Annotated in this window: 19 protein-coding genes and 1 tRNA gene; 14 read left to right on the top strand and 6 right to left on the bottom strand. The window is 54.1% G+C overall.

Translation table 11 applies throughout. The annotated features are described in order from the left end of the window. Positions 1 to 3: 3 nt before the first annotated feature. The 4 genes from H9I52_RS21485 to H9I52_RS21470 form a co-directional block, all read right to left on the bottom strand. The gene (locus H9I52_RS21485; RefSeq protein ID WP_187455571.1) at positions 4 to 606 is read right to left on the bottom strand and encodes a hypothetical protein; all 603 of its coding nucleotides are present in this window, start codon (positions 604 to 606) and stop codon (positions 4 to 6) included. A gap of 197 nt (positions 607 to 803) precedes the next feature. Further along, on the bottom strand, positions 804 to 2,648 hold the full coding sequence (locus tag H9I52_RS21480) for an ABC transporter ATP-binding protein (protein ID WP_187455570.1): 1,845 nt from the start codon (positions 2,646 to 2,648) through the stop codon (positions 804 to 806). A gap of 59 nt (positions 2,649 to 2,707) precedes the next feature. Beyond that, positions 2,708 to 3,064, bottom strand: coding sequence for a hypothetical protein (locus H9I52_RS21475; protein ID WP_187455569.1), 357 nt, complete (start codon positions 3,062 to 3,064; stop codon positions 2,708 to 2,710). 29 nt (positions 3,065 to 3,093) lie between these two features. Continuing rightward, a complete protein-coding gene (locus H9I52_RS21470) occupies positions 3,094 to 4,905 on the bottom strand; it encodes a hypothetical protein (protein WP_187455568.1) in 1,812 nt (603 codons plus the stop codon). 204 nt (positions 4,906 to 5,109) lie between these two features. Here H9I52_RS21470 and H9I52_RS21465 point away from each other — a divergent pair, with 204 nt between their 5' ends. From H9I52_RS21465 to H9I52_RS21455, 3 genes are all read left to right on the top strand, one after another. Further along, positions 5,110 to 6,057, top strand: a complete 948-nt coding sequence (locus H9I52_RS21465; RefSeq protein ID WP_187455567.1) for a GNAT family N-acetyltransferase — start codon at positions 5,110 to 5,112, stop codon at positions 6,055 to 6,057. Continuing rightward, a complete protein-coding gene (upp, locus tag H9I52_RS21460; protein WP_139514827.1) occupies positions 6,045 to 6,719 on the top strand; it encodes a uracil phosphoribosyltransferase in 675 nt (224 codons plus the stop codon). The genes H9I52_RS21465 and upp overlap by 13 nt, the downstream gene beginning before the upstream one ends. 307 nt (positions 6,720 to 7,026) lie before the next feature. Then, entirely contained in the window at positions 7,027 to 7,434 is a 408-nt protein-coding gene (locus H9I52_RS21455; protein ID WP_262386176.1) for a hypothetical protein, read from the top strand. A gap of 114 nt (positions 7,435 to 7,548) precedes the next feature. Here H9I52_RS21455 and H9I52_RS21450 read toward each other — a convergent pair whose 3' ends face one another. After that, entirely contained in the window at positions 7,549 to 8,964 is a 1,416-nt protein-coding gene (locus H9I52_RS21450; RefSeq protein ID WP_187455565.1) for a DEAD/DEAH box helicase, read from the bottom strand. A gap of 259 nt (positions 8,965 to 9,223) precedes the next feature. On the opposite strand from H9I52_RS21450, the gene H9I52_RS21445 reads away from it, so the two are divergent. From H9I52_RS21445 to H9I52_RS21435, 3 genes are all read left to right on the top strand, one after another. Continuing rightward, positions 9,224 to 9,297: transfer RNA gene (locus H9I52_RS21445), tRNA-His, on the top strand. Positions 9,298 to 9,400: 103 nt separating this feature from the next. After that, a complete protein-coding gene (locus H9I52_RS21440) occupies positions 9,401 to 10,336 on the top strand; it encodes a PfkB family carbohydrate kinase (RefSeq protein WP_139514824.1) in 936 nt (311 codons plus the stop codon). Positions 10,337 to 10,426: 90 nt separating this feature from the next. Then, positions 10,427 to 10,645 (top strand): hypothetical protein, encoded by a 219-nt coding sequence (locus H9I52_RS21435; RefSeq protein WP_187455564.1) that lies wholly within the window; start codon positions 10,427 to 10,429, stop codon positions 10,643 to 10,645. A gap of 80 nt (positions 10,646 to 10,725) precedes the next feature. Here H9I52_RS21435 and H9I52_RS21430 read toward each other — a convergent pair whose 3' ends face one another. Then, positions 10,726 to 12,459, bottom strand: a complete 1,734-nt coding sequence (locus tag H9I52_RS21430; protein WP_187455563.1) for a M61 family metallopeptidase — start codon at positions 12,457 to 12,459, stop codon at positions 10,726 to 10,728. A gap of 192 nt (positions 12,460 to 12,651) precedes the next feature. Here H9I52_RS21430 and rpmH point away from each other — a divergent pair, with 192 nt between their 5' ends. The 8 genes from rpmH to H9I52_RS21390 all read left to right on the top strand — a co-directional run bounded on the left by rpmH (position 12,652) and on the right by H9I52_RS21390 (position 20,603). Continuing rightward, a complete protein-coding gene (gene rpmH, locus H9I52_RS21425) occupies positions 12,652 to 12,810 on the top strand; it encodes a 50S ribosomal protein L34 (RefSeq protein WP_084444044.1) in 159 nt (52 codons plus the stop codon). Positions 12,811 to 12,832: 22 nt separating this feature from the next. Continuing rightward, the gene (locus H9I52_RS21420; protein WP_187455562.1) at positions 12,833 to 13,267 is read left to right on the top strand and encodes a ribonuclease P protein component; all 435 of its coding nucleotides are present in this window, start codon (positions 12,833 to 12,835) and stop codon (positions 13,265 to 13,267) included. Between the two features lie 27 nt (positions 13,268 to 13,294). Next, entirely contained in the window at positions 13,295 to 14,995 is a 1,701-nt protein-coding gene (locus H9I52_RS21415) for a S41 family peptidase (protein WP_139514820.1), read from the top strand. A gap of 159 nt (positions 14,996 to 15,154) precedes the next feature. Further along, positions 15,155 to 15,844 (top strand): tRNA (adenosine(37)-N6)-threonylcarbamoyltransferase complex dimerization subunit type 1 TsaB, encoded by a 690-nt coding sequence (gene tsaB / locus H9I52_RS21410; protein ID WP_187455561.1) that lies wholly within the window; start codon positions 15,155 to 15,157, stop codon positions 15,842 to 15,844. A 108-nt stretch (positions 15,845 to 15,952) separates the two neighbouring features. Continuing rightward, positions 15,953 to 16,462 (top strand): DUF2480 family protein, encoded by a 510-nt coding sequence (locus H9I52_RS21405; protein ID WP_139514818.1) that lies wholly within the window; start codon positions 15,953 to 15,955, stop codon positions 16,460 to 16,462. Positions 16,463 to 16,580: 118 nt separating this feature from the next. Then, positions 16,581 to 17,897, top strand: coding sequence for an APC family permease (locus H9I52_RS21400; RefSeq protein WP_187455560.1), 1,317 nt, complete (start codon positions 16,581 to 16,583; stop codon positions 17,895 to 17,897). 94 nt (positions 17,898 to 17,991) lie between these two features. After that, positions 17,992 to 19,206, top strand: coding sequence for a hypothetical protein (locus tag H9I52_RS21395; protein ID WP_187455559.1), 1,215 nt, complete (start codon positions 17,992 to 17,994; stop codon positions 19,204 to 19,206). 98 nt (positions 19,207 to 19,304) lie between these two features. Further along, positions 19,305 to 20,603: a serine hydrolase gene (locus tag H9I52_RS21390; RefSeq protein ID WP_187455558.1), complete on the top strand. Its 1,299-nt coding sequence runs from the start codon at positions 19,305 to 19,307 to the stop codon at positions 20,601 to 20,603. Positions 20,604 to 20,859: the final 256 nt, after the last annotated feature.

The raw sequence follows: 20,859 nt of genomic DNA, 5'->3' as shown, positions 1-20,859 counted from the left end.
AAGTTACGCGATCGGGCGATTCTCGGGGTCAGGCGACGGAGTGATGATCGAATTTGGCTTGTCGAGCGGGGTGTTAATCAGACTGGGATCTGACTGCGGAAACACAGGCCGGTGCGGCTCAGTAGTAATCGTAACAGGCGCGTTGGGCGCCGGAGTTGCATAAGCCGGATCGGCTGAGCCGTAGGTAACCGTGCTAGGCGGAGTATTGACCACCGTCGGCGGCACGATAGGGGTGGGCTGCACAACCGTTGTGGTGGGCGGAACTACGGTAGTAGAAGCAGCCGTAGCAGCCGAGCGCTGCTGAATGTCGCGCTCGCGTTGTTCCATTTGCTGGTCGTAGAGGCGGGCTTTCAGCTCATTTACTTTCCCTTGGTGTGCAGCAATTTCGCGGCGAAGCATTACACTATCAATGTTTTCCGTGATGAGTTGCAAACCCAGTAACACGGCTCCGATGACAAATAGCGTGTTGTAGAACGTGGCCAGGTCGCCGTTGAGTCCGAAGGTGGAAACGAACGTATCGCGGACAGGCGGGCTCAGAATCAGGAGCAGCGCCAGCAGCAAATACACCATGACCAGAATTGTAACGAGGCGTTTTAAAGCAAGCATAGGAAGAGGCTTTAGAGGTCTAGAAAACCAAGCGGCAAGGCCGCACAGCTGCGGATTGGCCACTAAATATAGGGTTTTGCCAATGCATTACTGTGGAGCTTGCTCCGACTGTGCTATAGTAAACGCAGAAAAGTGCATTACAGTTAAGGCGCAGCCTGCAATCGAACGGCTTAAACCTAACTATAAGCCTATCAGGACTATACTAATGCGCCGTTGGTTTGCATCTGATTCAGACGCTGATATAGGCCGCCTGACTGCCGCAACAACTCGTCGTGGGTGCCGCGCTCTACAATGCGGCCGTGCTGCAACACCACAATTTCGTCGGCGTACTGAATGGTGCTGAGGCGATGCGCAATAACCAACGACGTGCGGCTTTTCATGAGCCGCGTAAGGGCCTCTTGCACAAGCTTTTCCGACTCGGTGTCGAGCGCGGATGTAGCCTCATCCAGAATAAGAATTGGGGGGTTGCGCAAGATGGCGCGCGCGATGCTCAGGCGCTGGCGCTGGCCGCCCGACAAGCGCGAGCCGCGGTCGCCGATCATGGTCTGGTAGCCCTCGGGCGAAGCGGCGATAAACTCGTGCGCATTGGCAATTTTGGCCGCTTCAATTACTTCTGCCTCTGTGGCTTGAGTATTGAAGCGGATGTTGTTAAAAATGGTGTCGTTGAACAGGATGCTTTCCTGCGTTACAATGCCCATTTGGTCGCGGACCGAATGAATGGTGCAGTCACGAACGTCGTGGCCGTCGATTAAAATTTGGCCGCCGGTGGGGTCGTAGAAGCGCGGCAGTAAGTCGGCCAGCGTCGATTTGCCGCCGCCCGATGGGCCTACCAACGCGACGGTTTTGCCTTTTTCGATAGTCAGATTAATGTCCGTGAGCACAGCCGCGTCGCCGTAGCTGAATTGCAGGTTGCGCAGCTCGATTTGGTGCTGGAAAGGCGGCAGTAATTGCGCATGGGGCTTGTCGCGGATAACTGGTTCTGTATCAATTATTTGCAAAACCCGCTCGCCCGCCACCAAACCGCGCTGAATGTTGCCAAACGACGACGACAGCGCCTTGGCCGGCGTAAGCACCTGCGAAAACAAAATGACGTAGCCGATAAAGCTTTCGCCCGTCAGGTCGGAGTGGCCGCCCAGGATCAGCGTGCCGCCGAAGTACAGCAGCCCCGCCACCACCGACACGCCCGCAAACTCCGAAAACGGCGAGGCCAGGTCGCGGGTGTTGTCGATGGCCCGGGAGGTGCGGGCGTACTGGTCGTTTTGGGCTTCAAATTTTTCCTTGATGTAATCCTGCGCGTTGAACGCCTTGATCACGCGGATGCCGCCCAGCGTTTCATCGATCACCGACAGCATCGAGCCCAACGTACCTTGGCTTTGCTTGGCCTGCGTGCGCAAGCGCTTGGCAATGCTAGCGATGATACCGCCCGAAATCGGGAGCAGGACCAGCGTAAACAGGGTCAGGGGTACCGAAAAATAAAACAGCAGCCCGAAGTACGCCACAATCGTCAGCGGCTCTTTGATGACGGCCGTCATGGTGTTCACCACCGAGGTTTCGACCTCCTGCACGTCGTTGGTGAAGCGCGACATCAGGTCGCCCTTTTGCTCGTTGGCAAAGAAACCGAGCTGGAGTTGGATGATGCGGTGGTAAAGGTCGCGGCGCAGGTTGCGGATGACGCGGGCCCGCACCTTAGCCAGCAGCCGCAAGCTCAGGTAGCGAAACACGTTGCTCAGCAGCACCGATGCCACCACTACGCCGCACACAAACGCCAGCGCGCCCAGTTTGCCCTGCGCGGCCAGCACGTCGGCAAAGAAATAGTTGAACGTATCCTTCGCCCAATCAAAGCTTGGCCGAAACGCCGGCAGATGATCGGGGGCTTGCAGTGGCACTTGGTCGGTTTTGTCAAACAGCACCTTCAGCATCGGGATGATGAGGGTGAAGTTGGCAAGGCTGAACACAATCGTGAGGATGGTGTACAGCAGGTACTGCGGCAAAAAAACCGCCCACGGCCGAGCGTATTGCAGAATGCGGAGGTACGTCTTCATAGAAGCTGCAAAGGTAGCCCGAACCAAGCATTGCGCAGCCCGTGGCCAGCAGGCGGTAGCTAGCTCTGAAAAATGCTCACCACCTCAATCTGGCCGACGATGTGCTGGTTGAACTCCGCCAGTTCTTCGGCAGGCACCCACAACTCATCGTGCGCCTGATCGCCAGCGTTTTGCACCGGAAACTGGGCCACATAGTCGGCGTCCACGGCAAAGCGCGTCACGTAGCCGATGCCGTAGTACGGTACGTTCCAGTCGCGCGCAATTTGGATCGCATAGGCTTCATTCAGCACCGGGTAGAATATGGATTGTTCTTCCAACTCCAACGGAAATTCCAGCCATCCGGAGTCCGCAATCAAATCCAGTTCTTTCTGGCTCACCGGACGATAGAGCAGAATGGTAGCTGGATCGTGACGCATTACGTAAGTATATGATTATTAATTAGTTATTAAAACTCATGTACTCGTTGGGCAATGTTCCAGCGCACGCCCAGCGACGGAAATACATCGCTGTTGGTGAGGTTGCCCACATTGGGGTCGGTGCCCGTAACGCGGCGCATAATCAGCTTGGCATCAACCCAAACGTTGTGGCGGGCTTGGTAAGTAGCCGTGAGGTCGGCGTGAATAAGGTGCGTCTTGACGCCGTCGCCGGTAAAGAAGCCGGCTTCCAGAATGTTGCCGTTGGCGTCGCGCGGACGGTTGGTGTACGGCAGCAGCACGTTGGAGCCAAAGTTGGTCAACGGCACGCCGTTCAGGCTCGTGATATCGTTGCCCTGCGTCGACAGAAAGCCCTTGGCCACCAAGTTTAGGCGCGGGATTGGCTGGTAACTGACAATGCCGAGCAACTCGTACAGATTGGCGCCCATAGGGTGGGCGAGGGGCTGGCCGTAGTGCTGGTAATTGCGGTAGCTATCCGCGTGTTGGTAAGTGTAAGGTCGGATGTAGTTGAACTCACCCTGTATATCGAGGTTCTTGATGCCGGCCACGTCTATGTACTTGGCGCCCAGCTGAAACGCCTGCTTGTTGCGCCACGAGCCCAAGCCCGCGCGCACTTCACTGATCACAAATTCGTCGAGCACCAGTTGGCCATAGAGCTGCACGCGCTTCTTGATGTTCCACTTGAAATCGAGGCCCAGCAGGGCGTTGTCGTTGGACCCAACTGCCTGTTCGATAGAGCGATAGAATATGATTGGATTGAGGTATTGCAGCTCAAACCGCCCTTTGCCACGCCCAAACACAATGGACTCGAACACACCGATGTTGAAATTCGGCGTGACGTCGAGGCTGAGGTGGTGGAACGCGAAATATTTCTTCTGATAAATCGTGTCGCGGTTGGCCTTTTCGGCGGTCATTTCCGCAAACAGGTTCTGGTAATTGAATTTCCAGATGCGCGTATTGATTTTCAGAAACAGGTACGGCGCCGCGTAGTCCGACAGGATGAGCGAGCGGTAACCGTTGCCGATGAAATTGCGGTCGTAGCCAAACTGCAAGTTGATGTGCTTGCTGGCCGCGTAAGTCAGGTAGCCGCGCCCCGACAGGAAATCGTATTGGTCGGGCTTGTCTTTGTAGTACTTCCAAAAAGCCTCGTGCGGCACAATGTTGTCGCGCTGCACGCGTCGCTGCACATACAGCGGCACGGCTATCTGGTTGTCAGCCAAGAAGGTATAAAAGCCCAGCTTCTTGTCGATGGTGCCTTCTACCTGCACGCCGCGAGTATTGACGTAGCGCAGGCCGCTGATGTCGCTGTCTTTGCCGACTTGCAGCCCCAGCACCGGATTGACGCGCAGGGTAAAGTCGGGATTGTCGACGTGGAACAGATCCGACTGATTGCGGTAAAAATGCTTCAGGAACGGCCGCTTGCTGGCATTGACTGCCGAATCTTCGCTGGCGTAATTCCAATTGTCGCGCACCAAGTATTCCGCGTTGAAGCGATCGGAGGGCGACAAGTCGGCAGTGCTGTCTTGCAAAATGCGCTCGGCCAGCCGCGCCACGCTGGCGCGCGTATAGGGCTTCACCGATGTATGCGGATCGCTCAGAGAATCAGGGCCGTACTTAATTGCGTAGCGATCAATCAGCCGGTAAATATCGGCATCGAGCGGCACGTATGTGGGGCCTTGGTTGGGATGCGGCGGCCGCGCGGGCTTCTTGGCCGTAACATCAAAACGCAAATAAACGGGGCCTTCCGGGGTGGTTTGGGCAACAACCTGGCTCGTCGGCAACAGCAAGGCGAAGGTAGCAAGGAGCAGTAGCGGCTTTCTCATAAGCTTATAGTATGCCGCGCCCCGAAATGGTACCCGGCGGCGCAAACCTACGTAGTTGCGCGATGGGAGTTGAGCAGTTCGAAAAGAGAAGTATGCTTTAACGCATTTGGGAAAAAGATATTTCCCGTGCACGTTCGTAATCAAATGCCCCTTATCACGTTCAAAATGCCTTTTCGGTCTTAAGTATACCTAATTCTTGGTCTTGTGTCGCTGCGCTATTTTCGTCATGCCGAACTCGATTTCACCGCTTGGGACGAATGCGTACAAGCGGCCAGTGCGGCCGTGCCGTATGCGTATTCGTGGTGGCTGCGCGAGGCGTGCGGCCGCTGGGACGCGGTCATTGAAGTCGAGGAAGCCACCGGGGCTTACAAATCGCTGTTGCCCTTGCCGCTGAAGCGCCGTCCTTGGGGCTACGAAGTGTTTCAGCCCGCCTTTACGCAGCAATTGGGCTTGCTGCTGACCGGGACAAGTCGGTTTAGGTATATTATTGATTATCTGAAGGTTATAGATAAGCGCTTTGCGCGCTTCTATTTGCAATTGCACACAGGCAACGAGTTAGTGGCCGCTCCGCCCAGCTTTGCCCTGACGGAGCGGCGCACCTTCCACCTGAACTTAGCGGCCAGCTACGCGACGCTCGCGGCGGGATACGCCCCCGATTACCGGAGGCGCCTGCGGCACAACCAACAACTGCCCACGCCGCTCCAGGTAACGGAGGCTGCCTCGGCGAAGAACTTGATGCAGCTGTTCAAAAACCAGGAAATTGCGGCCGCTTCGGGGTTGAAGGCCAAAGCGTATTACTGCCTGGAGCGCTTGGTGGCCACTTTGCAGACGCGCAAGCAAGTGTATATTCTGGAAGTGAGAATGCCCGAATCGGGAGAGCTGCTGGCGGGGGCCTTGTTTGTGCGGCAGCCCAGCGTGGTAGTGTACCTGTTTGCAGCGGCCTCGGCGGCGGGTAAGAAGGCGGGGGCTCCGCTCTTGCTGCTCGACCACGTTATTCAGCGGCACGCGGGCACGCCAGGCCTCACGCTCGACTTTGAAGGCAGCATGATTCCTTCGATTGCGCGTTTTTTTGCCAACTTCGGCGCCGCGCCCGTACCATACGGAGTGCTTACCCAAACCCGCCAACCCTGGTATTTGCAATGGATACGCTGAAGCCCGCCGAACCCAATGAGCGCGTACATATCGTGTGCGCCGAACCCTCCGTGGCCAATCATTTTCTGGCTGAGCTACGCGACGTAGATGTGCAGCGCGACAGCCTACGCTTTCGCCGCAACTTGCAGCGCCTCGGCGAAATCATCGCGTATCGCATCAGCTCGCAGCTCAGCTACACTGACAAAACCGTGCGTACGCCCCTGGGTGAGTCGCGCAGCAAGCACCTGCACGACTTTCCGGTGCTGGCTACAGTATTGCGCGCGGGCTTGCCGTTTCATCAGGGCTTCCTCAACTATTTCGACCAGTCGCCGAGCGCTTTTGCGGCTGCTTACCGCATCGAAGGCACGGCGCAGGTGCAGGTACAGCTCGACTACCTGACCGCACCCAGCCTCGACGAGCGCGTACTCATCCTCGCCGACCCGATGCTGGCGTCGGGCAAATCGTTGGTGCAGACGTATCGCGCCATGCTGCGCTTTGGTACGCCCCGGCAGGTGCACATCGCTGCCGTCATTGCCAGCCCGGAAGGAGTGGAGTACGTAACGCGTGAGGTGCCAGAAGCTACGCTTTGGGTTGCGGCCGTCGATGAAGGCCTGAATGCGCAAGCCTACATTGTGCCCGGCCTCGGCGACGCCGGCGACTTGTCGTACGGCAGCAAGCTGTAAGGTCTCCGCGGCTTGTCATCACCGCTTTAGAGCTGAAGGTCGTATGGCCTTCAGCTCTATTTGTTTGATAGCTAATACTTTGTGTTTTGGCGGTTTGTTTTCTGAAAGCCCATCGTCGGCTGCCGGAAAGCTCAACGGGCGGGCATGCTTGATAATTCTGTAACTTATCAAAACGAAACCCGCCGCCGTATACCTTGTATCTTTACCTAATTCCGCCGCTCTGGTTTCCCCGTATCACCCACACCTAAGTCCGAAAACGCCCGTGTTGTCCCCAACTGTCAAATACGCTTCCGTTTTCTTGCTCAGCATGGTCAAGTTTTTTGGCGGGCCCATTGCCGGCACCGCCGCCGGTATGCCCTTCTGCCTGATCTGGGGGCTGACGGTAGCCGGGATGATGACCACTGTGCTGGTTGTTTCGGGCGTGGGCCGGGCATGGGCGCTACACCAACGCAAGCGCCGGTTGCTGCGCGGTAAGCCTTTGTTCAGCCGACGCAGCCGCATCGTGGTGCGGATCTATCGGCGTTTCGGCATCGCCGGTATTGCTTTCCTGACGCCCATTCTGTTCAGCCCCATCGGCGGTACCGTCATTGCTACGCAACTGCACGTGCCCCGGCTAAATATTATGCTGCACATGTTGTGGAGCGCGGTCTTTTGGGGCGGGGCGCTTACGTTTATTAGCTTGAAATTCAGCCATTTGGCCATCTTTCAACACTAATTGGTAGAGCATAACAGCAAAGGCCGCTCCGTAGCACGGAGCGGCCTTTGCTGTTATGCTCTCATCCCACTGTTTTATAAGTATATGATAATCAAATACTTGTAAAAAAGGAGATTATTTACGGCGTTGTGGTCCGCGGGCCTTTGCGGCTGCTTTGGCTGCCGGCGACTGCATTTTGCCCGGCGAAGCGCGTTTCTTCTTGCCTTTCTGGCTCCGGTTGGGGCCCTCAACGTAGGGTAGGCCCGTCCGCTTATCGATGCCTTTCTGTAAAGGCGTCTTCTTCTCATGGAAAGCCCCTTTAAACTCCGGATCGAGGCGTTTGCGGCGCTCGTCGATTTCGCGGTCGATGCCCTGCTGCTCGTCAAATTTGGTGGGCATTACCTTCACCTCTTCGGGCAACGGCAGCAGCGGAATCGTCTGGTTGATAAGCGCTTCAATGCGGCCCATGTGGTGCATCTCCGCTTCGTTGGCAAAGGTGATGGCCGCGCCCGTATGCTGCGCCCGACCTGTGCGCCCGATGCGGTGCACATAGTCGTCGTAAATCAGCGGCACGTCGAAATTGATGACGTGGCTTACCTGTGGCACATCGATGCCGCGGGCGGCTACGTCGGTGGCTACCAAAAACCGCAACTCACCGTTGCGAAACGCTTCCATGGCGTTGATGCGCACGTTTTGCCCTTTGTTGCCATGAATAACCCGGGTTTCAGCCGAGACTTTCCGGATCAGGAAGCTCGACACGTTGTCGGCGTGCTCTTTGGTCCGGCAGAAAATCATTACGCGGTTGAACTCCTGCTCATCGCGGACCAAATAGCCTAGTAAGTTGATCTTAGTCAGGAGGTTAGGCACTTCGTAAAGCGCCTGGCTCACGTTCTGAGCCGAAGTAGCTGCGGGCGTTACTTCTACGCGCACCGGGAACTCCAGAAACTCTTCGCTCAGCGTGGCCACCTTATCGGGCATGGTGGCGGAGAACAGCACGTTCTGCCGTTTGCGCGGAATCACCTCCAGAATGCGCCGGATCTGGGGCATAAAGCCCATGTCCATCATCTTGTCGGCTTCGTCCAGCACTAACGTTTTAAGCTCCTTCAGTACCAAGTCGCCCTTGAGGTAAAGCTCCAGCAAGCGGCCCGGCGTAGCAATCAGAATGTCAACGCCTTGCGCCAACGTTTCGATCTGGGTTTTAGGACCTAAACCACCATAAATAGCAAAGATGCGCAGGTCGGTGTAGACGGCCAGCCGCTTCAGATGCGTTTCGAGCTGCATGGCTAGCTCACGCGTTGGAGCCATCACCAAAGCCCGCGGATGGATGCCTTGGGCGTACTTTATTTTCATCAACAGTGGCAAGCCGAAAGCCGCCGTTTTGCCGGTTCCCGTTTGAGCGATGCCCAACACATCGTGGCCGGCCAGCAACAACGGAATGGTTTGCTCCTGTACCGGAGTAGGTTGCTCAAAACCCGCTTCGGCGACGGCAGTAAGCAGTTGTTTGTTGAGCTTGAAATCGGCAAACGTAAGAGGAGCAGGCGTGTCGGACATGACGAAAAAAGATAGTGCAAGCCACAAAGGTACGGGTAATACGCAGGGCAACGGCTAGTTGCCCCTCCAACCGGCGCCAGCAGAATGCCTTTACTACCAGCCATCTGCGGTGGCGTTTCGGCATCCTATTTACGGCGTAAAGTTCAGCAATGCCCTCCGGCACGGTGCCCGCTGAGAAAGTCGAATTGAGAAAAAATCTCCTCTAAACTTTTGAAAAAGCCATTCTACACGCTACTTTTGTCGCTCCATTCCCAACATGGTAGGTATAGCTCAGCCGGTTAGAGCGTCGGATTGTGATTCCGAAGGTCGTGGGTTCGAGCCCCATTACTTACCCTTTGAAAAGTCCCCGAAAAGAAATTTTCGGGGACTTTTTTGTTGATTGTACCGTTGCAAGGGTAATACTCCTTTGCATGAATCACCACATACCCCTCTGATTATGAGTCTTCTTGTTATCGGTTCCGTCGCTTTCGACGCTTTGGAAACGCCTTTTGGCAAAACCGACAAGATCATCGGTGGCGCTGCCACCTACATTTCGCTGTCGGCTTCGTATTCCGTGAAGCCCGTGAAACTGGTAGCCGTCGTAGGCGACGATTTTCCGCAATCTGACATCCTGTTGTTGGAAGAACACGGCGCCGACACCGAAGGCTTGCAGATCAAGCAGGGTGAGAAGTCGTTTTTCTGGTCGGGCAAATATTCCAACGACCTCAACTCGCGCGAAACGCTTCAGACAGAGCTCAACGTGTTGGCTGATTTCGATCCGATCATTCCGGATTCGTATCAAGACTGCAAGTATCTGATGCTGGGGAACTTAACACCTCAGATACAACGCCTTGTCATTCAGCGGCTTGTAAACCGTCCGAAACTCATTGTGATGGACACGATGAACTTCTGGATGGATGTCGCACTGGAAGATTTGCTCACAACCATCGAAATGGTGGATGTGCTCAGCATCAACGACGAAGAGGCGCGGCAGCTTAGCGGACAGCATTCGTTGGTGAAGGCTGCCAAGAAAATCATGGCCCTCGGGCCTAAGTATTTGATTATCAAGAAAGGCGAACACGGTGCACTGTTGTTCCACAAGAACAAAGTGTTTTATGCGCCGGCGTTGCCGCTGGAAGAAGTATTCGACCCCACCGGCGCTGGCGATACCTTCGCGGGCGGTTTCATCGGTCACTTGGCCGCCACCGACGACATCAGCTTCGAGAACATGAAGCGGGCCGTTATTCACGGCTCCGCGATGGCTTCGTTCTGCGTGGAGAAGTTTGGCACGGAGCGGCTGGTGAATCTGACGCAAGAGGAAATCGAGGCCCGCGAGCAGCAATTTGCCGACCTGGTAAGCGTAGTTCCGGCGTCGGCTGTGCAAAACGCATAGGCGCGGGGCGCAAAATCAGGCACGTTTTCAACAACCATTTCGGCGGTGTGGTGGTAAAAGAACTAGCAGTTCACTTAAACCACCCGCGTTATGGACAAGAAAGAAAAAGATCTCGCCAACGATAAAACGTCGGTAAATCCGGCTGCGAATACGAAGAAAAAGAGCACGCAAGTGCAAAACCCTAACCAAAGCAACGTTTCGCAGCACGGCAACACGACCGATGGCAACAGCCGGGGCAAAGATCCGGGCAAGACCACGCCCATCCGCAACAACCCCCAGGACAACCGCCCGATGTCGCAGGACGTGTAGCACAAGCCGACTGTATATACAAAAAGCCCCGTTGCATCTGCAACGGGGCTTTTTGTATATATTTGATAATCAGATGTTTATTAAAATTCTTGTTGGAGCCATTTCTGGAAGCTGGCCTTTTGCTCTGGTGTTGCGTCGGGTAGTTTTGCAACGGTGTATTTCTGCCAGAAACGTTTGGCTGGGTCGGTGACGAGCGGCACGGTAAGCAGCCGGTTCTGTCGGAAAACACTGACTTCGTACTGATCGGCTCCGTCGACCATCAGCGTTTGCAGGTTCATAGTAACACGTCGGCCATTGATGGCAACAATCTCGTCGTCAACGGTTAGGGATTGCGCCGCTGGCGAGTCGGGTAAAATGCCGGTTACTTCCGTTCGCTCATTCTTGACTACCGTGCGGAAACCGAAAGTGCCCTCGGCGGCTGATGGGTTTTCCTCAATCAGGAGCGTGCAGCCCACAAAGTGAAGCACTTTGTTGAGCGGATCTTCCAGCGCCGCCGTACCGTAGACGAACTGGTCGAAGTAGCGCTGCATGGGCTGGCCGGCCACTTCATTCACCAAGCGTATGTAGTCTTCTTCGGTGTAGCCAATACCGGGTTTGCCAAATTCCAGCCACAGCCGGCGCATCACGTCGTCGAGGCTGCGCTCGTGGTGGGAAAGGCGCCGAATGGTCAGGTCAAGCAACAGCGCTACCAAAGCCCCTTTATGGTACACCGACACTTTGCGATCGGGCACGCCGGATTTGTAACCATCCAGCCACAGATCCATGGAAGCGTCCGCTAAGGAAAGGTTGAAGCGCCCGTGGTCGTCGTAATGCTTGCGCAATACGGTATTAAGCTCAGCAAAATACTGCTCGGCGGTGCGCACATTGCTACGGGCCAACAGGTACTCGCCGTAATAAGTGGTAATGCCTTCGGCGATGTAGCAAGTGCGGAAATAGTTTTCCTGCGTGTAATCGTAGGGCAGCATCTCGGCCGGCCTGATCTGCTTGATGTTCCAGGTATGGAACAGCTCGTGGCAGCTCACGCCCAACAGCTCTTTGTACAGCCCTTCCGTCATCAGAAGCTCAGCCGGACCGAGCGTGATCACGGTAGAGTTGGTATGCTCCACTCCGTGGTAATATGGATAAGGCAGAATCTGGTTCAGAAAGTGATAATCCTGCACCGGAAAGCTGCCAAAAAGTGCCAGTTGCTCTTCCGTAAACGCCTTAAAATCACGCAGAATTACTTCCCAGTTGGGAGTGCATTCGCCCTGTATCCAGACGTAGAATGGCAGCCCTTGCACCTCATATGTGCGATGCTGCAGAGTAGGACTCGCAATCAGCGGCGATTCAACCAATTGATCAAAGCTCTGAGCATCAAGCGTATAGGGTGCGCTCTGCGGCATTCCGCTCGCTATCTGCCAGCCATTGGGTAATGCCAGCGTAAGTTGGCAAGCTTCCGCACGCCGCCCCTCTATATACATAAAACATTGAATACCATTCAGATACACCTGTGTCTCGTCGAGCCATGAGCCGCCGGCATCCATTTGGTGCGCGTAAAAGTTGTAATGCACCTTTACGGTGTGTCCGGCGGCTTCAAGCAGTTGCCAGCGGTCTTTGGTGAGCTTGCGTAAGCGAAGCGATTCGCCGGAAGCGGCGTCTTGCGCTGTCACGCGCTGAATCTTCTGCGCAAAATTCTGGATCTCATAGCGGCCAGGGCGCCACGTCGGAAGCTGAAGCTCAATGGGTTGTGCCGTTTCTGAAGCCACCTCGAAGGTCATGCTGACCTGCACATAGAACGTAAGTGGATTATCGAACGCGACGTGGTAATGAATCATGGGCGTAGTGGAGTTAGATAGGCTAGATACAAATGCTATGGCAATACGACAAAAGCCGATTCTGAGTAACTGTAAGCGATGAAAGAGAGTTGAGCCCCGAACATTTGAACAAAAGCAGGGTTGGGCTTTGGCATTTCCAACTCAACCTGTTACCTTTGCCGGCCTTACCTGTAACTGAGTCCTGGACATACCATGAAACGTACTTTTCAGCCTTCGCAGCGCAAGCGCCGCAATAAGCACGGCTTCCGCTCCCGCATGGAAACCGCAAACGGCCGCCGCGTGCTGGCCTCTCGTCGCGCCAAAGGCCGCAAGCGCCTGACCGTATCTGACGAAGGTCGTCATAAGCGCTAAACCGCTGACGGTTACCGCCATAATGCTCGGGTCGGATAGAACGCCCGGTGCGCGCTCTTATTCGTTCCCGAAAGAAGAACACTTGTGTCGCAAAAAGCTTATTGAAGAGCTTTTCGGCCGGGGTTCTTCTTTTGGTTTATACCCTTTGCGGTTGATATGGCTCCCGACGATGGCTCCCACTTCTGCGCCGCCGCAAGTATTGGTCAGCGTTTCAAAGCGCAGCTTTAAGCGTGCTGTCGATCGAAATTATTTGAAGCGCCTGCTGCGCGAAGCCTATCGCCTCAATAAACATCGCCTCATAGAAGCGCCCGGCGGGCACACTGTCGCTTCGTTGGCTATTATCTACAGCGGGAAGGAAAAAAAGCCTTTCGTGCTGGTTGAAAAAAAATTAATTTCAGGGCTGGAGCGTTTGCTGATCAACGCAACTTCTACCACAGGAGAAGCGTCCGTATCCTAGCAGTATTCCTCGCTTCCAGCCTTTTATATGCGTAAAAAGTCTATTATCGCTGGCCTCGCTCTGGGCGGTGCCGCGTTGTTGGTATCTTTTCGGTCGGCTTCGGACAACGAGCGGTATTTCGAGATCGCCAAGAACCTCGACATTTTTGCTACGCTCTTCAAAGAGGTCAATACCTATTACGTCGACGAAATAACGCCGGCAAAGCTGGTAAAGACGGGCATCGACGCGATGCTTAAATCGCTGGATCCCTATACCAACTACATTCCGGAAGACGACATCGAGGATTTCCGCACCTTGATGACGGGCCAATACGGCGGCATTGGCGCAATAGTAGTAAAGCGCAGCGGTAAAACAGTGGTGCAAACCGCCTACGAAGGATATCCGGCGCAGAAAGCGGGACTTTTGCCCGGTGATGAAATTCTGACAATCAACGGTATCAACGTTGAAAAAAAGAACAATTCTGACATCAGCAAGCTGCTGAAAGGGCAGGCGAACTCCGTAGTGAAACTCGAAGTAACGCGCTACGGTCAAGAGAAGCCAATCGATATCAACATCACCCGCGATAAGATTCAGGTTGAAAACGTGCCTTATTACGGCATGCTGACGCCTGAGATCGGGTATTTTCAGCTGTCGACCTTTACCTCCGATGCCAGCAAGGAAGTGCGGATGGCGGTAACGAAACTGAAGGAGCAAGGCGCCAAAAAATTGGTGCTCGACATCCGCGACAACCCTGGCGGTTTGCTGAATGAAGCTGTTAATATCTCTAACTTGTTTGTTAACAAGGGGTTAGATATTGTAAGTACCAAAGGTAAAGTCACCGAGTGGAACAAAACATACAAGGCCCTCGATGCGCCGCTGGATACGCAGGTGCCGATTGTGGTGATCACGAGCAACCGCTCAGCGTCGGCATCGGAAATCGTATCGGGGGTGTTGCAGGACTATGACCGAGCAGTATTGGTAGGTGAGCGAACTTTTGGAAAAGGCTTGGTGCAGGCTACGCGGCCTTTGAGCTACAATTCGCAACTGAAGGTGACTACTGCGAAATACTATATTCCGAGCGGTCGCTGCATTCAGGAAATCGACTATTCGCACCGCGCCGACGACGGCACATTGGGGAAAGTGCCTGATTCGCTGCGCACTGCCTTCAAAACCCAAAGCGGGCGTCCCGTATACGACGGGGGCGGGGTTGCGCCCGACGTGGCTGTGGAAGACCGCCCCATTGCCGACATCACGCGTGTGCTGATTCAGAAAAATTACCTTTTTGACTATGCCACGCGTTACCGCGCCGAGCACGCCACTATTGCTCCGGCGCGGGAGTTTAAGCTCTCAGATGCTGACTACCAGAAGTTTGTGCAGTTTTTGAGTGGCAAAAACATCAGCTATTCCACCGATGCTGAAAAGTCACTTACCGACCTAACCAAGCGGGTGAAGGAGGAGAAGCATTACGACGACGTAAAAAACGAGTTGGAAGCCATTCGTCGCAAAGTTTCGACTAATAAGAGCAACGACCTGACGCGCTTCAAACCTGAAATCCGGGAATTATTGGAGCAGGAAATCGTGTCGCGCTATTATTTTCAGAAAGGGCAGGTTGAAGCTAGTTTCGACGACGACCCCAATATTTTGATGGCCATCAACGTGCTGAAAGACCAAACTCGTTACGCGGCTTTGCTTAAGCCGGGCACTGCTGAAGCCAAAACGCGTCCCGAGGTGAAAAAAGGCGGCAAATAACGCGGGTCTTTACGAGGCATATAACAAAAAAGCAGGCCCATGTGAGGCCTGCTTTTTTGTGCCTACTTGCTTGTAAAAGCTTGGCAGGGAGATGGGGTGACAGCGAAGTAACCTGCTCACAACATGCTGGAGTAGAATTTCTGCTCCTACCTTTGCAGTATGTCCACGCTTATCCTTTCTCTGGAAACTTCTTCGCCTATCTGCTCCGTAGCGCTCCACCGCGCTGGAAAATTGGTGGGGCAATCGGAGTTGCGTCTCGAAAAATCGCATTCCTCACATTTGAGCGTAATGGTGAGCCAATTGCTGGAAAACACAAACCACACGCTTGCCGACGTGGCTGCCGTGGCCGTCTCCGACGGGCCGGGCTCGTATACGGGCTTGCGCATCGGGGCCGCCGCTGCAAAGGGTTTCTGCTATGCATCTGATATTCAATTGCTTGCGATAAGTACGTTGCGGGCTCTGGCGCATCAGGTGGCGACCACTACGGCCCATGCCCACGAGTACTTGTACTGCCCCATGCTCGACGCGCGGCGTATGGAGGTATACAGCGCCTTATACACGCACACGGGCGAGGAAGTAGTAGCACCCGCTCCGCTTGTTCTCGACTCCGCAACGCTTTCCGAACAATTGACCCGTCGTCGGGTGTTATTCTTTGGAAGTGGCGCAGCTAAATTTCAGCCGCTCGTCGCGGAGCAACCGCACGCTGCTTTTTTGCTGGGCATTGAGCCCTCGGCTATCGCGATAGGGGAGTTGGCGTATGAGGCGTATCAGCGACAGGAATTTCAGGATGTGGCTTATTATGAGCCATTTTACTTGAAGGAAGTATACACTACTACGCCGAAAGCGTAACTTAAAATCAGCGGCAAGCTTTGCAAATAGCGAATCAGAATGCGGGTTTTGTTGTTTCAAAGGTGAACCGACTTACGTGCTGAGCTTTCACACTTTAGGCTCTGAAAAATGGAAGAAATAATCAACCGCGTGGCGCAAAGCGCGCTCACCACCTTCAACTTGGAGGAACTAATTCATCCGGGCGAGCGGGTCGTTTACGATATCAAAGACAATCTTTTTCACGGCCTGATCCTGCGCGAAAAGGATTTTCGGGAGTTTATCAAAACCCACGACTGGAGCCAATACGACGGTAAGAACGTCGCCATTACGTGCTCTGCCGATGCTATTGTGCCTACTTGGGCTTATATGTTGCTGGCCACCAAGCTGCAAGGCCATGCGTACCGGTACGTTTTTGGCTCGCTGGAAGCCTTGGAGCAGGAGCTTTTCTGCGAAGCCATCGCGGCCGTCAACCCCGAAGAATACCGCGACGCCAAAGTAGTAGTAAAAGGTTGTGGCAACGTGCCCGTACCTACTTATGCATACGTCGCCATCATGCAAAAGCTGTTGCCAGTGGCCGCAAGCCTTATGTATGGTGAGCCATGCAGCACCGTGCCCCTTTACAAGCGGCCTAAAGTTTAGCGCACGCTCTTAGTTTATTTGGGCTCCCCTCGACTTCGCACTTGAGGGGAGCTTTGCTTTTTTAAGTGGCTCCGCTACACCAGCCGGGCTACGCACCTTTGTACTTTACGCCCCTTGCATGTCCCATTCTTCGGCGCCCATCTATAAAATAGGTTTTTACACGGGTGCGGCCATTGTGGTGGCCAACATGGTAGGGACGGGCGTATTTACGAGCTTGGGTTTTCAGGTGCTGGGCATCCAGAGTGGTTTCGCGCTGCTGATGTTATGGGCGGTAGGCGGCCTGATTGCTTTGTGTGGGGCGCTCAGCTACGGTGAGTTAGCGGCGGCCATGCCGCGTTCGGGCGGCGAATACCATTATCTGTCTCAGATTTATCATCCGGCCGTAGGCTTCCTGTCTGGATGGGTCTCGGCTACGGTTGGGTTTGCGGCCCCAACGGCGCTGGCCTCCATTGCTTTGGGGCACTATGCCGCTAGCGTGTGGCCTGCTCTTGATCCGCAGACCTTATCTATTGTAGTGGTGTTGGGGCTCACGGCGATTCATGCGATGAGCAGCAAAGCCGGCAGTCAGTTCCAGGTTGTCATCACGGCTATCAAGGTAGTAGTATTGGTCTTTTTTATCGGTGCCGGCTTAGTGATGGCACAACCACAGCCGCTTGCCTTTTTGCCAGTTGCCACCGACTGGCGACAGCTTTTGAGTCCGGCGTTTGCCGTGTCGCTGGTGTATGTTTCCTATGCTTATTCGGGCTGGAATGCGGCCGTATACTTGACAGGCGAAGTAGACCAGCCCCAACGAAATTTGCCCCGCATTCTGCTTAGCGGCACGGCGGTCGTGCTCTGCTTATACATAGGCTTGAACTTCGCCTTTCTGTATTCTACGCCCATCAGCAAACTAGCCGGACAATTGGAAGTTGGGTATGTAGTTGCTAATCAAATATTTGGGCATTCTGTCGGACGGCTGATGGGCGCTGTTATTGCCGTGTTGCTAATTTCTACGGTCAGCTCCATGATTTTTGCCGGTCCGCGCATCGTACAAGTGATGGGGGAGGACCTAACAGCCTTGCGCTTTTTGGCGCCGCGGAGCAGCCGTGGCATCCCATTGCGGGCGATGCTCCTGCAAACGGCTCTGACACTGATCTTTATCCTGACTTCTACTTTCGAACAAGTATTGCTCTACGCGGGCTTTGTGCTCAGTTTGTTTACCTTCCTGACCGTGTTGGGGCTGTTTGTATTGCGGATTCGCCATCCTAATTTGCCAAGGCCTTATCGTACGTGGGGGTACCCCGTCACGCCGTTGCTTTTTCTGGCTCTCAGCGGCTGGACCCTTATTTTTATCCTGCGCGACAAGCCTACCGAATCATTATATGGTCTTGCAACGGTGATGGTAGGACTTGTAATTTATTTTCTAGGCCGAAACAGTCGCCCCGTTGCTGCTTAGTTGGCCCAAGGTTAGGGCTGCTTGCGAGTGTACTACTGCCAAAGCCGGTATCTTGCCGCGTGTTTCCTGCTTTTCGCTAAAACTGATTGCCTAAATGCGTTTTTCTGCCTTCCAGCTAGTCATACCAGCCTTTTTCGCCCTCCTGACTTCTTGTTCCGAACGCCAAAATACTGAGCTAAAGCATTCTCCTGCAGTATCTTCTGCTCCGGAAGCTCCTCAGCCCGAAGCCACTGTCCAGCCCGATAAGCTAGTTGCCGACACATCTTCTGTGCAAGATGTAGCCGCTTACATAGCAGGCATCCGGCCGAGCCAGCACAGCCCATTGCGAACCCTCACGGCTCAACCCGCTTGGCAAGCATTTGCCGCCGACGCCGACAAAAGCTGGGCCAGTTACCACCAAACGCGCACCGACAAAGTGCAGCAGTGGGCCACCACAGAGCTTGACTCGGTTCTGCAAAGCAGCCCAACCATTTTTTATCCCTTCAGCGGTCCTGATCTGTTGAATGCGGTTACCATGTTCCCGACGAGCCAGACATATGTATTGGTTGGGTTAGAGCCTGTAGGCTCAGTGCCGCGCCAAAGCACGTTGGAAAACCCGAAGCTCTTTAATGCTATCAAAGCGTCGCTTTGGTCAGTGCTCAACTTCAGTTTTTTCCGCACCAACGATATGGCCGTGGATCTGAAGTCGCTGGAGCTCGACGGTGCTCTGCCGCTCATGATGCTCTTCGCCGCTCGCACCGATCACCAAGTCGCCGCTGTGCGCTACGTCCAACTGGATGCGGAAGGCCAATTGACGGACGCCGATACGGCCACCATTCGCAAGCCAGGGCCAAAGATTATTCCTGGGGTCGAGATGAAAATGCGCGATAAGAATGGAAAGGAACAGCAAGTGTACTACTTCTCCGCCGACCTCAACGATTGGAAGCTTGGGTTTACTAAGGAAGCAGCCCTAAAATATGTGCGCAGCCTTGGCCCTATGACAACGTACGTCAAATCAGCCACTTATCTTATGCATAAGCCGTACTTCTCCAAAGTTCGGAACCTGATTCTGGAGCAGAGCCGCTATGTGCTGCAAGATGACTCGGGTATTGCGATGAAGTATTTTCAGCCGGCCGACTGGAAATTCACTTATTACGGTGTGTACAAGCGCCCTATAAATCTGTTTGTCAAGCATTATCAGCCCGAACTCACGGCTGCATACAGCGATTCGCTGCACAAGCCGCGCCCGCTGCCGTTCGGGACCGGCTACAACTGGCGCCAAAAAGATTCCAATCTGCTGCTGGCTCGTCGTCGGGAGCCGGCGAGCTAGCTGCCGGCATATACCAGTGGGTAAAATGGGGCCGATCGTACGCGATTTGGCCTCATTTGCGTTAGCAGGGGAGGGGAGAACAAGCTTAAATCTTGAAGATGATAAAGGTATACGTATCACGAAAATCAGCCTTCCGCTGCACGGTCTTCGCAGTTCTCCTGATGGGAATAGCGCCTTTGTTATTTGGTCGCAAAACACAAGTAATTGATAATCAATTGCTTGTGAAAAGTCAAGATTCCGCTCTTCTGGATAGCCTGTTGCATAGCGACGTGCGGCTGTTGCCGATCGTGGAGAACGCAGCCAAATATGAACTACAAGTTATTTACACCCAGATTGATCGGGATGAGCAGGACCGGCCTCATTTCACTCAGCACAGTTATCGACTCGACGCCCGGCAGTACTTTAATCCGGCTAGCCTTGTTAAACTGCCCGTAGCCGCTTTGGCGCTGGAAAAGCTGCATCAACTCAACAAGCCCGGCCTGACACGGACTAGCCCAATGGCCTTTGGCGCCGCTTTTCGCTGCCAAACAGCTGTTCCTTACAAAGCTTCCGCCGATTCCGATCAAATCAACTCCGTTGGCAATTACATCAAGCGCATGTTGCTGGTCAGCGACAACAGCGCTTATAACCGCATGTATGAATTCCTCGGCCAGCGTCCGCTCAACGAACGGTTGTGGCAATTAGGTTACCCCTCCGTTCGCATCGTAAGGCGTTTTGCGCCCTGCGATACAGCCGCCAACCGCCATACCAACCCTGTCGAATTCTACGATGCTCAAGGAAAAACAATCTACCAACAACCCGCAGTCATGAATTCCCAGCCGTTAGGCTTTCCTCTTGGCCCTATTGAAAAGGGGCAAGGCTATTACAAGGCAGGGAAACTGATTCGGGAGCCCTACGATTTTACTACAGCCAATTACCTGCCTTTGCAGGATGTAACGGATGTTTTGAAAGCAATCATTTTTCCCGCCGCTGTCCCTGAGAACCAACGGTTCGACTTAACGGCCAGCGATTATGCTTTCTTGAGGCGCTATCTGCGCAGTACTCCGCACGAGTCAGGGTTCAGTGCTTATAAGGATGACCGCTATTTTGACGCATATAAGAAGTACCTCTTTTATGGTCGTAGCTCCAAAAGCCATGCTCAATCATCACTGCATATATACAACGTTGTAGGGATGTCGCATGGATATCTGGCGGACGTCGCCTATTTCTCCGATGCTACCCAAAGGGTAGAGTTTATGCTGAGTGCTGTCGTATATGTAAACGAAGACAAAATACTAAACGACGGAGCTTACGAGTATACCTCGCTAGGGCTACCATTCCTTGGCTATCTAGGCCAAGTGATTCACAATTTTGAGGGCAAACGCCCCCGGGGCTACCGCCCTGCATCTAGTGAATGAGCTCAAACTGATCTCAAGCACCACTAAGCATTAATTATTTTTCAAATAGTTAACGAACTAAAATGCGCATACAACAGGTTCTTGCTCAGCTAACTGCCAGAACGGTCAGGAAAGTAGCTTTGTCAGACAAGCGAGCCTTAAACGACAAATGTTAGATGTAGGGTTGCACAGTAAAAAGTAGTCGTGCATCTTTGCAGGCCCAACCGGGAAGCGGGCGGGGCTCTTTTGGGCAGATGCGGCCCGGGTTTGTGGGGCA

Origin of the sequence: Hymenobacter sp. BT491, from assembly GCF_014349165.1 — a bacterium.
Classification (GTDB): domain Bacteria; phylum Bacteroidota; class Bacteroidia; order Cytophagales; family Hymenobacteraceae; genus Hymenobacter; species Hymenobacter jejuensis.
Note: the sequence above shows the minus strand (reverse complement) of the source record. Positions and strands in the feature narration are given on the sequence as shown.